Consider the following 12,408-nt stretch of genomic DNA (forward strand, 5'->3'; position numbering starts at 1 on the left):
GGCCGGTCCTCACCTTCTGAGCTCGTACGCACCCGGGTCCGTCGGGTCAGCCAGGTCCGCCGGACCCGGCCGACCCGACGGGCCCGCTGCCGTGAGTCCGCGGACGTGGGAGAGGAGAGCGGCCAGCGACAGTTCGAAGGCCTCCTCGGTGCGCCGGCCGCCACCGGAGGCGGCGAGCGCCCGTGCCAGCAGGGGGGTCGACCCGTCGGGGGCGGGCTGCCACATGGCCTCCGGGGCGGCCAGGTCCAGGGCCGAGCCCAGGACGAGGTTGTCCAGCGCGATGATCACCGGCAGCACCGTCGCCTCCGGGACTCCGGCCCCGAGGAGCAGCCCGACGGCCCGCTCGTACACCGCCAGCGCCTCGGGGGCCGCGACCTGCGAGGTCATCAGCAGCGGAATGGCCCGCGGGTGCGCCGCGAAGGCGGCCCGGTAGGAGCGGGCGAAGGCCTCCACCGCGCGGTCCCAGGGGTGCAGGTCGAGCGTGGCGGCGTCCACGGCCTCGGATATTCGGACCCGCAGCAGCTCGATGATCCCGGCGCGCCCCTGCACGTGGTGGTAGACGGAGGCGGTCTGCACGCCGAGCTGCTGGGCGATCCTGGGCACGCTGAAGTCGCCCTGGGCATCGACCAGCTCCAGTGCCGTCGCGCCGATCCGTTCCCTGTCGAGCAGGGCCTTGCTGGGCCGCCCCATCGCAGATCCTTCCGAACGATCACGTGGTCAGGTCTTCCCAGAGGGTAGACGGCCGGGCTAGGGTTCCGAAACCATCAACCTTTAGGTTTAGGGCAGAGCGCCGGATCCCCACTCCGGCCGCCGCAGAAGGGTCCCCCCATGGCCTCCGCACCCGCAGCACCCCAAGCCCCCGCACCCACCCTCCGCCCCGGCACGCTCGGCACCGCCGACATCGCCTTCTTCGTCGTCTCCGCCGCGGCCCCGCTCACGGTCATGGCCGGAGTGGCACCGCTGGCCCTGCTCATCGGCGGCATCGGCGCCCCCGTGGCATACCTGGCGGCGGGCATCACCCTGGCCGTCTTCGCCGTCGGCTTCACCACGATGAGCCGGCACGTGCACAGCGGTGGCGGCTTCTACGCGTACATCACCCGCGGCCTCGGCCGCCCGGCCGGATTCGGCGCGGCGCTGCTGGCGCTGCTCGGCTACCTGGCCATGAACATCGGCGTCTACGGCCTGCTCGGCGCCCAGACGCACAGCACCCTGCAGTCGCTCCTCGGCTGGGACGTCCCCTGGCCGGTCATCGCCCTCGTCGGGCTGGTGGTCATCTGGTACGGCGGCTTCCGCTCCATCGACTTCGGCGCCAAGATCCTGGGCGTCCTGCTGGTCGCCGAGACCGCCATCCTGGTCCTGCTCGCCGTGGCCGTCCTGGCCAAGGGCGGGGCGCACGGCCTCTCGTTCCACTCCTTCAGCCCCGGCAACCTGACCAACGGCGGCATGCCCGGTGTGCTGGCCATGGCCTTCGCCGCCTTCACCGGCTTCGAGTCCACGGTCATCTACCGCCGCGAGGCGAAGAAACCGGACCGGTCGATCCCGCGCGCCACCTACATCGCCGTCGCCTTCCTGGGCCTGTTCTACGCCTTCATCGTGTGGACGGTCATCCAGGCCTTCGGCGACGAGGAGGTCATCGCGACCGCCGCCAAGGACCCGAGCGGCCTGTTCTTCTCCGCGATCGGCAGCTATGTCGGGCCCTGGGCCGCCGACCTCATGCACGTCCTGATCGTCACCAGCCTCGTCGCCTCGCTGCTGGCCTTCCACAACGCGACCAACCGCTACGGCCTCGCCCTCGCCGAGGAGGGCGTGCTGCCCAAGGCGCTCGGCAGGATCCACCCCCGGCACCGCTCGCCGTACCTCGCCGGAGCCGCGCAGACCGTGCTCGCCGTCATCGTGGTGGCCGCCTTCGCCATCGCCGGGGCCGACCCCTCCACCCAGTTGCTGATCTGGGTGAACACCCCGGGTGTGCTGGCCCTCGTGGCGCTGCAGTTCCTGGCCGCGCTTGCTGTGCTCCGCTACTTCCGCCGCCGCACCCACAGCGAGGGCGTCCTGCGTACCGTCGCCGCGCCGGGCCTGGCCACCCTGCTGCTGGGCGGCGCTCTGTGGCTGGTGATCGACAACATCGGCCTGCTCACCGGCGCGTCCGAGACGGTCAACCTCGTCCTGGTCCTTCTCGTCCCCGCGGTGTTCGTGATCGGCCTCGGCTACGCGCTTCGGGTCCGCTCCAACCGGCCGCAGGTCTACGCCGGATTCGCCGCCGAGCCCGCTGAGCCGGCCGAGTCTGCCGTACCCAGCGAAACAGCCCCGCTGGCAGCGGTCTCCTGACCCGACCGGGCCCGGCCGCACCGTCGGCCGGGCCCGCTCGCCCAGCCCCCTCCCGCACCGCACCTCACCTCACCGCACCGCACCGCACCCGGAGCCTCCCGTGTCCCTCGCCCCCGACGTCGTCCTCCTCGCCGCCCAGGTCCACACCCTCGACCCCGACCGGCCGCACGCCACCGCCGTGGCCGTCCGCGACGGGTTGATCACCGCGGTGGGCGACGCGGCCGACGCACGGGACTGGCGGGGGCCGGCCACCGAGGTGATCGACCTCGGCGACGCCACCCTCCTCCCCGGCCTCGTCGACGGCCACAGCCACCCGGCTTTCGGCCTCGACCTCGCCCGAGGAGTCGACCTGTCCCAGGTCCGCGACCTCGACGGGCTGCGCACGGCCCTCGCCTCGGCCGGGCGCATCGACGGCTGGGTCCTCGGCTGGGGCCTCGACCACAACGTCTTCGCCGGCCGCGCCATCCACCGCGAGCACCTCGAAGCCGCGCTGGGCCCGGACACCCCCGCCTTCGTCCGCCTCTACGACGGCCACTCCGCGCTGGTCAGCGGCGCCGCCCTGCGGGCCGCCGCCGTCACCGGGCCGCGCTCCTTCGCCGAGCGCTCGACCGTCGTCTGCGACTCCGAGGGCTCCCCGACCGGCCACCTCATCGAGATGGCCGCGATGGACCTGGTCCTGGCGGTCACACCGCGCCAGCCCCTCGCCGAGCGCCGCGACGCGCTGCACGGCCTGCTGTCCGAGATGGCCGCGACCGGCCTGACCGGCGCCCACGTCATGGACGCCGGCGGCGACTCGGTCGAGCTGCTGCGCGCGGTCGAGGAGCGGTACGAACTGCCGCTGCGACTGCGCCTCGCCCCGTGGTGCAACCCCGGCACCGACCGGGACGGGCTCGACGAACTCGCCGCCCAGCAGGGCACCGCCGGACGCAACTGGCTGGTCGGCGGCGTGAAGTTCTTCATGGACGGCACCGTCGAGGGCGGCTCCGCCTGGCTGGAGCACCCCGACTGCCACGGCCAGAACCGTGACGCCCTCTGGCTCGACCCGGCCGACTACACCGCCGCCGTCCAGCACCTGCACGCCGCCGGCGTACGCACCGCCACCCACGCCATCGGCGACGCGGGCGTGCGCCACGTCCTCGACACCCTCGCCACCCTCGGCCCGGACGCGCGCATGGGCCACCGGATCGAGCACATCGAGACCCTCTCGTACGAACAGGCCCTCCGCTTCGCCGAGTTGGGCGTGATCGCCTCCATGCAGCCCACCCACTCCGGCTACACCCGGGCCGACCACACCGACGAGTGGTCCCTCCGCCTCGGCACCGAGCGCGCCAACCGCGCCTGGATCTGCCGCACCCTGCGCGACACCGGCGCGATCCTCGCCCTCGGCTCCGACTGGCCGATCGCCGACTTCGACGCCCGCCATGTCCTCGCCCACGCCCAACTGCGCCGCCCCGCCCGCACGGCCATCACCCCCGTCGCCCCCGAACAGGCCCTCACAGCCCTGATGGCCCTGGAAGGCCTCACCACCCACGCCGCCCTCGCCGCCGGCGAGTCCACCCGCACCGGCCGCATCACCCCCGGCCTCCGCGCCGACCTCACCGCCTACACCCTCGACCCCCTCACCACCCCCGCCGACGAACTCGCCGAAACCCCAGTCCCATTGACCATCTCCAACGGCCGCATCACCCACCGCCTCGCCTGACCCCCAGCCACCTCCGGCCAAGGCATCACCCGATGCCGGCAGCCGTGAAACCTTCGGATCACCGAGCCGGTGCCCCCCCTTCCCCGGCCCGGTGATCCCGACGGCAGGAGCCGTGCGACGTCCATCCGAGCGCCGTCGCCGGCCGGTACCTGGCGCGCCGGCTCCCGCTCCCGGAGGGAGCTCGCCGCCGCCTGGCTCAACGGAAACCTCACCGGGGCCTGTACCGCCCCCGCCTCGTCCGACGGGTGAGCCCGCCCGGTCAGGCGAGGCGGGTGAATTCCACGCGGACCTGGGGGAGTTCGCCCGGGGCGCCGCGGTAGACGCCCTTGTGCGGGGGGACGTCGCCGTATTCGCGGCCGCGGGCGACGATGACGTGGGACTCGCCGGGGTGGGTGCCGTTGGTGGGGTCCTGGCCGATCCACTCGCCGGCCCAGTACTCGACCCAGGCGTGGCTCTCGCCGGCGACCGGGCGGTCGAGTTCGGCGTCGGGGGAGGGGTGGAGGTAGCCGGAGACGTAGCGGGTCGGGATGCCGGCGGCGCGGAGCAGGGCGGCGGTGAGGTGGGCGAAGTCCTGGCAGACGCCGGCCCGTTGGTCCCAGGCGTCCTGGGCTCCGCTGTGCACGCCGGTGGTTCCCGGGGTGTAGGAGACGCGCTCCCTGACCAGCTCGGTCACCGCCGCCGCGGCCTGGTGGGCGTCCAGGCCGTCGGCGGCCGCGCAGGCCTGGGCGGCGAGGTCGGGGCTGACCGTGGTGCGCGGGGTCGCGGCGAGGTACTCGGTCAGCCGGGAGTCGGACGCCCGTGCGGCGATCTCGGCGCGGCCGAGCGGGGTGGGCAGCGGGGTCGGCGGGGCGGTCTCGACCAGGCTGGTCGCGGTCAGCGAGAGGCTGGTGTGCGAGTCGGCGAGGTCGAAGACGGTGACCTGGGTGCCCCAGTAGTCCCAGTAGGTCCACAGTGAGGCGGCCGGGGTCACGTGCACCCGGGAGTCCAGGACGGTCTGGGTGGGCAGGGTGAGCGGGCTCATCCGTACCTCGTTGTACGAGGAGCCGGCCGGGCTCGGGTATCCCACCCGGGTCTCGTGTCGTATCCGCAGTCGGTTGGCCATCCCGTTCACACTCCCTCTCGCGTCACGGACTGGTGGGACCACTCGATCGGGCCGTCGTAGGGGAAGTAGCGCTCGGCCACGGCCCGGGTGGCCTCGCCGCAGGCGAGTTGGAGTTCGCTGAGCAGCGCGGGCAGTTGCTCCAGCTCGGCGGAGTCCAGGTACTCCAGCCTGGTGCGCATCCGGCCGACGGCCAGCCGCGCGGGTTCGGGCCGCTGCCAGGAGGGCGTGCCGCCGCCGAGTTCGGCGAGGCACTCCTCGGCGGCGCTCAGCGCGTGCAGGACGGAGCGCGGGAACCCCCGGTCGAGCAGCAGGAAGGCCGCCACCTCGCCCGGGTCGCTGCCGGCCCCGCGGGCGCGGACGAAGGCCTCCTCGGCGCCGCTCGCGCTCAGCAGGGTGGGCCAGTCGGGCGCGTGGACGGCCGCGAGGACCCGGACGGCGAGCAGCCGGGCGATCATGTCGACCCGCTCCAGGCTGCGCCCGAGGACGACGAAGCGCCAGCCGTCGTCCCGGCTCATGGTGGAGTCGGCGAGTCCGAAGAACAGGGCGGCGCGGCGGCGGACCAGCCCGAGGTAGGCGTCCGGTCCGGTGCGGCGTGCGGCGCGCTGGTGCTCGGCGAGCTGGTGCCAGGTGGAGTTGAGGGTTTCCCACATCTCGGTGGAGACCACGTCGCGGGCGGTCAGCGCGTTCTGCCGGGCCGCCCTGAGCGCGCCCTCGATGGAGCCGGGGCTGGCCGCGTCGAAGGCGAGCCGGGCCAGCACCGAGTCCATGTCGCAGTGCTGGTCGCTCGGGACGGCCACGCCGAGGATGGCGTGCAGCGAGCGGCAGGCGGCGTCCTCGTCGCTCCACGGGTCTTCCAGCAGCCGGTGCAGATAGGCGTCCAGGATGCGGGCGGTGTCGTCGGCGCGCTCGACGTAGCGGCCGACCCAGAAGAGAGATTCGGCGATCCGGGAGAGCATGGTGTCGGTGGTGATCACTGCTGCTGTGCCTCCTCCTGTGCCGGGCCGCCGGGCGTGCTCGTGCTGCCGGGGCCGAACTGACGCGGACTCACTTCACTGACTGGGGTGGACCGTTCGCCGGCGGACCGGCTCGGCGGCGCGTCGGGCGCCAGCACCCAGGTGTCCTTGGATCCGCCGCCCTGGCTGGAGTTGACGATCAGGTTGCCCTCGCCGAGGGCCACCCGGGTCAGCCCGCCGGGGACCAGCCAGACGTCGCTGCCGTCGTGGACGGCGAACGGCCGCAGGTCGATGTGGCGGGGGGCGAGCCCGTCCTGGCCGTCGCCGCGACGGCTCAGGGTCGGCGAGGTGGAGAGCGCCACCGGGCGCTGGGCGATCCAGCCGCGCGGGTCCGCCTTCACCTCCTTGGCGAGGCGGTCGAGCGCGTCCCGTTCGGCCCGCGGGCCGATCACGATGCCCTTGCCCCCGGCGCCGTCGACCGGCTTCAGCACCAGCCGGTCCAACTGGTCCAGGACCTCCTCCAGCCGGCCCGGCTCCTCCGGGCGGATGGTCTCCACGTTCGGCAGCAGCGGCTCCTCCGCCAGGTAGTAGCGGATCAGGTCGGGGACGTAGGTGTAGAGCAGCTTGTCGTCGGCGATGCCGTTGCCCACGGCGTTGGCGAGGGTGACGTTCCCGGCGTGGGCGGCGGACATGATGCCCGGGACGCCGATCAGCGAGTCCGGGCGGAAGTGCAGCGGGTCGAGGAAGTCGTCGTCGAGCCGCCGGTAGATCACGTGGACCGGGGTCTCGCCCCGGGTGGTGCGCATCCGGACCCGGTTGCCGGAGCAGACCAGGTCGCGGCCCTCGACCAGCTGGACGCCCATCAGCCGGGCCAGCAGGGCGTGTTCGAAGTAGGCCGCGTTGGCCACGCCCGGGGTGAGGACGGCCACCACCGGATCGGTCACGCCCTCGGGGGCGCAGGCCTTGAGGGCGGCCAGCAGGCGCTGAGGGTACTCGTCCACCGGGCGTACGGGCTGTTCGGCGAAGAGGGCCGGGAAGGTGCGGGTCATCACCCGGCGGTTCTCGATCACGTACGAGACGCCGGACGGCACCCGCACGTTGTCCTCCAGTACCCGGAACTGCCCTTCCTCGTCCCGGACCAGGTCGATCCCGGAGACGTGGATGCGGACCCCGTTCGGCGGTTCTATGCCGTGCGCCGCCCGGTGGAAGTGCGGCGAGGAGTACAGCAGCCGGTAGGGCACCACGCCGTCCGCGAAGACCCGCTGCCTGCCGTAGGCGTCGGCGAGGAAGGCCTCCAGGGCGAGGACGCGTTGTCTGACGCCCCGGCACAGCCGGTCCCACTCGACGGCGTCGAGCAGGCGTGGCACCAGGTCGAGCGGGAAGGGGCGTTCCTCGCCACCGTAGGAGTAGGTCACGCCGCGATCCGTGAAGGCCCGGGCCATCTGGTCGGTGCGGTACCGGAGTTCGAGGGAGTCCAGGGGGCTCAGGGCGGCGAACACGGCCTCGTAGGCCGGTCTCACCACGCCGGGACGCTCGAACATCTCGTCCCACGCGTCCGCTGTCGTGTACGAGTCGAAGATGTCGGCCATGGCGAGACGCTATGGCCGGTCGGTTTCGGCCGTGTGACGGCCGCACTACCGAAAGCGTCTCATCCCAGCTCAGGTGTGCCGCGGCGGCCCCCGCGCCGGCGTTCGGGCACCCCCCCGGGCCGCCGCACCGCCTTCGGGGAGCGAACGGCTGGTCCTGGAGCGATCGACGGGAATTCGTGGGCCACGCGGGCGTTTGGGGCGGGTGTTGTGGAAGGGTGATGAGGGAAGGCCAAGGGCGTGTCGGGCATGGGTATGATCATGATTGGATAGGGTGCTCCGCCGGCCCGGACGGGCCGGACAACCCGTCGGAGGGCACCTTGCGCATCCTGCTGGTCGCCAGCGCGTTCAACAGCCTCACCCAGCGCGTCCACACCGAACTCCGTTCGCTCGGGCACACCGTGGGAGTGGAGCTGGCTCTGGGGGACGACCCGGTCCGGGCCGCGGTCGCCCGGTTCGAGCCGGACCTGATCCTCGCGCCCATGCTCACCCGGGCGATTCCCGAGGACGTCTGGTCGACGCGCCCCGTGCTGATCGTCCACCCCGGCCCCAAGGGCGACCGCGGGCCCTCCTCGCTCGACTGGGCCATCCACGAGAACGCCGCCGAGTGGGGCGTCACCGTGCTGCAGGCCGTCGCCGAGATGGACGCCGGACCGATCTGGGCCTCCGTCCCGTTCACCGTGCACCCCTGCGGCAAGAGCGAGCTGTACCGCAACGAGGTCGCCGACGCCGCCGTCGAGGCGGTGCTGCTGGCGGTCGAACGCTTCGCGAGCGGCTGGTACCGGCCCGAGCCGCTCGACTACGCCCGCTGGGACGTCAACGGGCGCCTGCGCCCGTACCACACACAGGAGTTCCGCCGGATCGACTGGGCCGTGGACGACACCGCGACCGTCCTGCGCAAGCTGCGCTCCGCCGACTCCCAGCCCGGCGTACTCGACGCGATCCACGGCCGGGAGTACTTCCTGCACGGCGGACACCGCGAGGACGAGCTGCGCGGCCGACCCGGCGCGGTGCTCGCCACCCGGGACGGCGCGATCTGCCTCGGCACGGTGGACGGCGCCGTCTGGATAGCCCAGCTGAGGCCGCGGAAGGTGCCGGGCGGTCCGGCCACCTACAAGCTGCCGGCCGCGCAGGTGCTCGCCGAATGGCTCGTCGGCGTCCCCGAGATCCCGGTGACCCCGGTCGAGGCGGCGCACCGCGACACCTGGTCGGAGATCCGCTACCGCGAGGACGGCGAGGTCGGGTTCCTCGAATTCGCCTTCCCCAGCGGCGCGATGAGCACCGACCAGTGCCGGCGGCTGCTCGCCGCCTACCGCGAGGCCGCCGCCCGGCCGACCTCGGTGCTGGTGCTCGGCCCCGCCCGGGACTTCTACTCCAACGGCATCCACCTCAACGTCATCGAGGCCGCCGCCGACCAGGGCGAGGAGTCCTGGCGGAACATCAACGCCATGGACGACCTGGTGGAGGCGATCCTCACCACCACCGACAAGGTCACCGTCTCGGCGCTGGCCGGCAACGCCGCCGCCGGCGGTGTGATGCTGGCGATCGCCGCCGACGAGGTCTGGTGCCGCGCCTCCGCCGTGCTCAACCCGCACTACCGGTTGATGGGCCTCTACGGCTCCGAGTACTGGACGTACAGCCTGCCCCGCCGGGTCGGCGCCGCGCAGGCGGAGCGGCTGACCACGGCCGCCCTGCCGGTGGGGGCGCGGGAGGCCGCGGCGCTCGGCCTGGTCGACCGGGCCAGGGCCGGCAGCGCGGCCGAGTTCCGTGCCTGGACGGCGGCGGAGGCGGCCCGGCTGGCGCGCTCGCCCGAGCTCGGCGAGCGGCTGCTCGCCAAGAAGCGCCGCCGGGCGGAGGACGAGGCGGCCAAGCCGTTGGCGTGGTACCGGGCTGAGGAGTTGGAGCGGATGCGTCGCAACTTCTTCGCCGCCGACGAGCCGTACCACGGGCTGCGGCGGAACTTCGTGCACAAGGTCTGCCCGACCGGGACGCCTGAGCACCTGCGGGGCTGAGCGGCCACCACTGCCGGGGGCACAAGCAAAAGGGAGGGCCCGCTCGTCCGAGTCGGACGAGCGGCCCCTCCCTTGCCGTACGGGTGCCAGGGCGTCAGCGGCGCGCGGGGGCGTCGAAGAAGTTGGTGGTCACCAGGGGGACCTCGGCGGTACCGGCGCCTCCCGCGGCTCCGGCGGCTCCGGCGGCCTGAGCGCGCGGGGCGAACGCGGAGGCGCCGGAGACGGTGGCGACGGCGGGGACGACGGCGGCGCCGGGCTGGACCGACCAGGTGGTCTGCTGGACGGGCGGGGCGTCCTGGCCGGCGGCCGGGGCGGTCGGACCGGAGCCCAGGAAGACCGCCTGGGCGCCGCCTTCCTTGCTCGGGGCGACCGCGAACGCGAGCGAGCTGATGAACACGTACGTGCCGAAGCCGACCGCGATCGGGAAGATGAACTTCAGCGCCGTCACGCCGCTACCGGCCTCGACGTCGTTGGACAGGTGGACCGAGACCGCCAGCATGCCGGTGAAGTGCATCGCGCAGACCGCGACTCCCATCACCGGCGCGGCCGCCAGCAGCACGCCGATGCCCTTGAGGTTCAGGGCCGCCCAGAGCGCCGCCGTCGCCGCGAAGATGGCGATGCCGATCGAGATGCCCACGATGACCTTGTCGTACGAGATGGTGCCCGGCAGCCGCATCGCGGCCATGCCCAGGTAGTGCATCGCGGCGACGCCGAGCCCGGTGAACACGCCGCCCACCAGCAGCGCGCCGGTCGGTCGGGTGCTGTAGCCGACGGTGAAGAGGCCGATGCCCACCACCGTGATCGCGACGACGAGGCTGAGGACGGTCAGCGGGACGTCGTAGCGGATCTCCGCTCCGCGGACCGCGAAGCCGAGCATGGCGATGAAGTGCATGCTCCAGATCCCGCCGCCGAGCGAGACGGCCGCGAAGCCGAGCCAGTTGCGGCGGGCGGCGCCCTCGCTGAGCAGCGCCCAGCGTGTGCTGCGCAGCGCCACCACGGCGCCGAGACAGGCGGCGAGATAGGAGATCGCCGGTGTCACCCAGCCGTGTACCGCATGGTCGATGTGGCCCAATGGGACCCCCTGACGGAGTTGGGGTGTACTGCGTCGGCGTGCGGTGCCGTGCTCCTGGCAGAAGCCGCGGTCAACCTACCGGCGGGGCGGATCATGGACAAGGCGGATGGATTCTGTGAAGTACCAGGTCAGGGCGGGAGTTCACAGTTGCCGCGCCGGGCCATCACCAATCCCTGACGATTTGTTTCCCCTCTGTATGAAATGTCTTTGCCCCGGTGACCCGCCGCCCTGGTTCCGAGGCGGGCGGGTGCCTCGGAACCAGGGCGGCGGGCGGCGCCTGGGGGGAGGGCGCCTGTTCGGTGTGGTCCGGAGTCAGACCGTGCGGAAGCCCAGCACCACGTTGTGACCGCCGAAGCCGAAGGAGTTGTTGAGCGCGGCGATCGTGCCGTCCGGGAGGGCGCGTGCCTCGCCGCGCACGATGTCGCCCTCCACGTCGGGGTCGAGGGAGTCGAGGTTGATGGTGGGCGGAGCCAGCCGGTGCCAGAGGGCGAGGACGGTGGCGACGGTCTCGGCTCCGCCGGCTCCGCCGAGCAGGTGGCCGGTCATGGACTTCGTGGCGGAGACGGCGATGTGGTCCATGTCGTCACCGAGAACGCCGCGCAGCGCCTTGAGCTCGGCGACATCGCCGAGGGGGGTCGACGTGGCGTGCGCGTTCACATGCACGATCTCGGCGGGCTTGAGGCCGGTCGAGTTCAGGAGCTGGGTCACCGCGGCGGAGATGCCCCGGCCCGTCGGCTCCGGCTGGGTGATGTGGTGGCTGTCCGCGGAGAGTCCCTGGCCGACGGCCTCGACGTAGACGCGGGCGCCGCGTCGGGCGGCGTGCTCCGCGGACTCCAGGACGACGAGGCCGGCGCCCTCGCCCATGACGAAGCCGTCCCGCATGCGGTCGTAGGGGCGTGACGCCGCCGTCGGGTCGTCGTTCCGCTTGGACATCGCCTTCATGTTGCCGAACGCGGCCATGTTCAGCGCGCAGATGGCGGCCTCGGTACCGCCTGCCACCACGACGTCCGCGCGGCCGCTCTCGATCATCGCGATGCCGTAGCCGATGGCCTCGGCACCGGAGGCGCAGGCGCTCGCGGGGGAGTGGACGCCGGCCCGGGCGTTGAATTCGAGGCCGACATTGGCCCCCGGAGTGTTCGGCAGGATCATCGGTATGGTGTGCGGCGAAACCTTCCGGGCTCCGTACTCCTTGAGCAGGTCGTACTGGGCGAGCAGCGAGGTCACCCCGCCGATCGCCGAGGCGATGACCACGCCGACGCGGTCGGGGTCGAGGGACGGATCGACTCCCGCCGCGTCGGTGAATCCGGCATCGCGCCACGCCTCCCGAGCGGCGATCAGCGCGAACTTGGCCGAGCGGTCCAGCTTCCTGGCCTGAACCCGGGGGAGGACGGTGTCGGGATCCACCGCGGCTTCCGCCGCGATCTTCACGTCCACCTCGTCCACCCAGTCGTGCTCCATCGTGCGGACACCGGATCGCCCGGCGATCAGCGAGTCCCAGGTGGTCCGGCTGTCGCCGCCGAGCGGGGTGGTCGCTCCGACGCCGGTGACCACGACGGCGCGTTTGATCGATTCCACGATGACAACTCCATCTGTGCGAGCGGCGGATCAAGCGGATCAGGCTGATTGAGCGGAACAAGCGGATTGAACAGATCGAGC

The 12,408-nt window shown here is 72.8% G+C and carries 9 protein-coding genes; 3 read left to right on the forward strand and 6 right to left on the reverse strand.

All coding sequences use genetic code 11. From position 1 onward, the window contains the following. Positions 1-9: 9 nt before the first annotated feature. Positions 10-690, reverse strand: coding sequence for a TetR/AcrR family transcriptional regulator C-terminal domain-containing protein (locus tag ACFP3U_RS19925; protein WP_380226928.1), 681 nt, complete (start codon positions 688-690; stop codon positions 10-12). A gap of 138 nt (positions 691-828) precedes the next feature. Between ACFP3U_RS19925 and ACFP3U_RS19930 the strand changes: the two genes are divergently transcribed. Continuing rightward, complete coding sequence (locus ACFP3U_RS19930; protein WP_380226929.1) at positions 829-2,325, forward strand: APC family permease; 1,497 nt, start codon at positions 829-831, stop codon at positions 2,323-2,325. A 100-nt stretch (positions 2,326-2,425) separates the two neighbouring features. Continuing rightward, positions 2,426-4,027, forward strand: a complete 1,602-nt coding sequence (locus ACFP3U_RS19935; RefSeq protein WP_380226930.1) for an amidohydrolase — start codon at positions 2,426-2,428, stop codon at positions 4,025-4,027. Between the two features lie 259 nt (positions 4,028-4,286). On the opposite strand, the gene ACFP3U_RS19940 is transcribed toward ACFP3U_RS19935, so the two are convergent. From ACFP3U_RS19940 to ACFP3U_RS19950, 3 genes are read right to left on the reverse strand one after another with little or no spacing between them, the layout of a single operon-like run. Further along, on the reverse strand, positions 4,287-5,129 hold the full coding sequence (locus tag ACFP3U_RS19940; protein ID WP_380226931.1) for a transglutaminase family protein: 843 nt from the start codon (positions 5,127-5,129) through the stop codon (positions 4,287-4,289). Between the two features lie 5 nt (positions 5,130-5,134). Continuing rightward, positions 5,135-6,103, reverse strand: coding sequence for an alpha-E domain-containing protein (locus ACFP3U_RS19945; protein WP_380226932.1), 969 nt, complete (start codon positions 6,101-6,103; stop codon positions 5,135-5,137). Next, positions 6,100-7,671: a circularly permuted type 2 ATP-grasp protein gene (locus tag ACFP3U_RS19950; RefSeq protein WP_380226933.1), complete on the reverse strand. Its 1,572-nt coding sequence runs from the start codon at positions 7,669-7,671 to the stop codon at positions 6,100-6,102. Before ACFP3U_RS19950 ends, ACFP3U_RS19945 begins: the two co-directional genes overlap by 4 nt. Before the next feature lie 317 nt (positions 7,672-7,988). Here ACFP3U_RS19950 and ACFP3U_RS19955 point away from each other — a divergent pair, with 317 nt between their 5' ends. Further along, positions 7,989-9,680 carry a hydrogenase maturation protein gene (locus tag ACFP3U_RS19955; protein WP_380226934.1) on the forward strand — a complete coding sequence of 564 codons (1,692 nt, stop codon included), beginning with the start codon at positions 7,989-7,991 and terminating at the stop codon, positions 9,678-9,680. A 94-nt stretch (positions 9,681-9,774) separates the two neighbouring features. Here the strand turns inward: ACFP3U_RS19955 and ACFP3U_RS19960 are convergent, their stop codons facing one another. Continuing rightward, positions 9,775-10,719: an MHYT domain-containing protein gene (locus ACFP3U_RS19960; RefSeq protein ID WP_380226935.1), complete on the reverse strand. Its 945-nt coding sequence runs from the start codon at positions 10,717-10,719 to the stop codon at positions 9,775-9,777. A gap of 345 nt (positions 10,720-11,064) precedes the next feature. Beyond that, positions 11,065-12,327: a beta-ketoacyl-[acyl-carrier-protein] synthase family protein gene (locus ACFP3U_RS19965; protein WP_380226936.1), complete on the reverse strand. Its 1,263-nt coding sequence runs from the start codon at positions 12,325-12,327 to the stop codon at positions 11,065-11,067. Between the last annotated feature and the right edge of the window lie 81 nt (positions 12,328-12,408).

The organism is Kitasatospora misakiensis, from assembly GCF_042656005.1.
Lineage (GTDB): Bacteria > Actinomycetota > Actinomycetes > Streptomycetales > Streptomycetaceae > Kitasatospora > Kitasatospora misakiensis.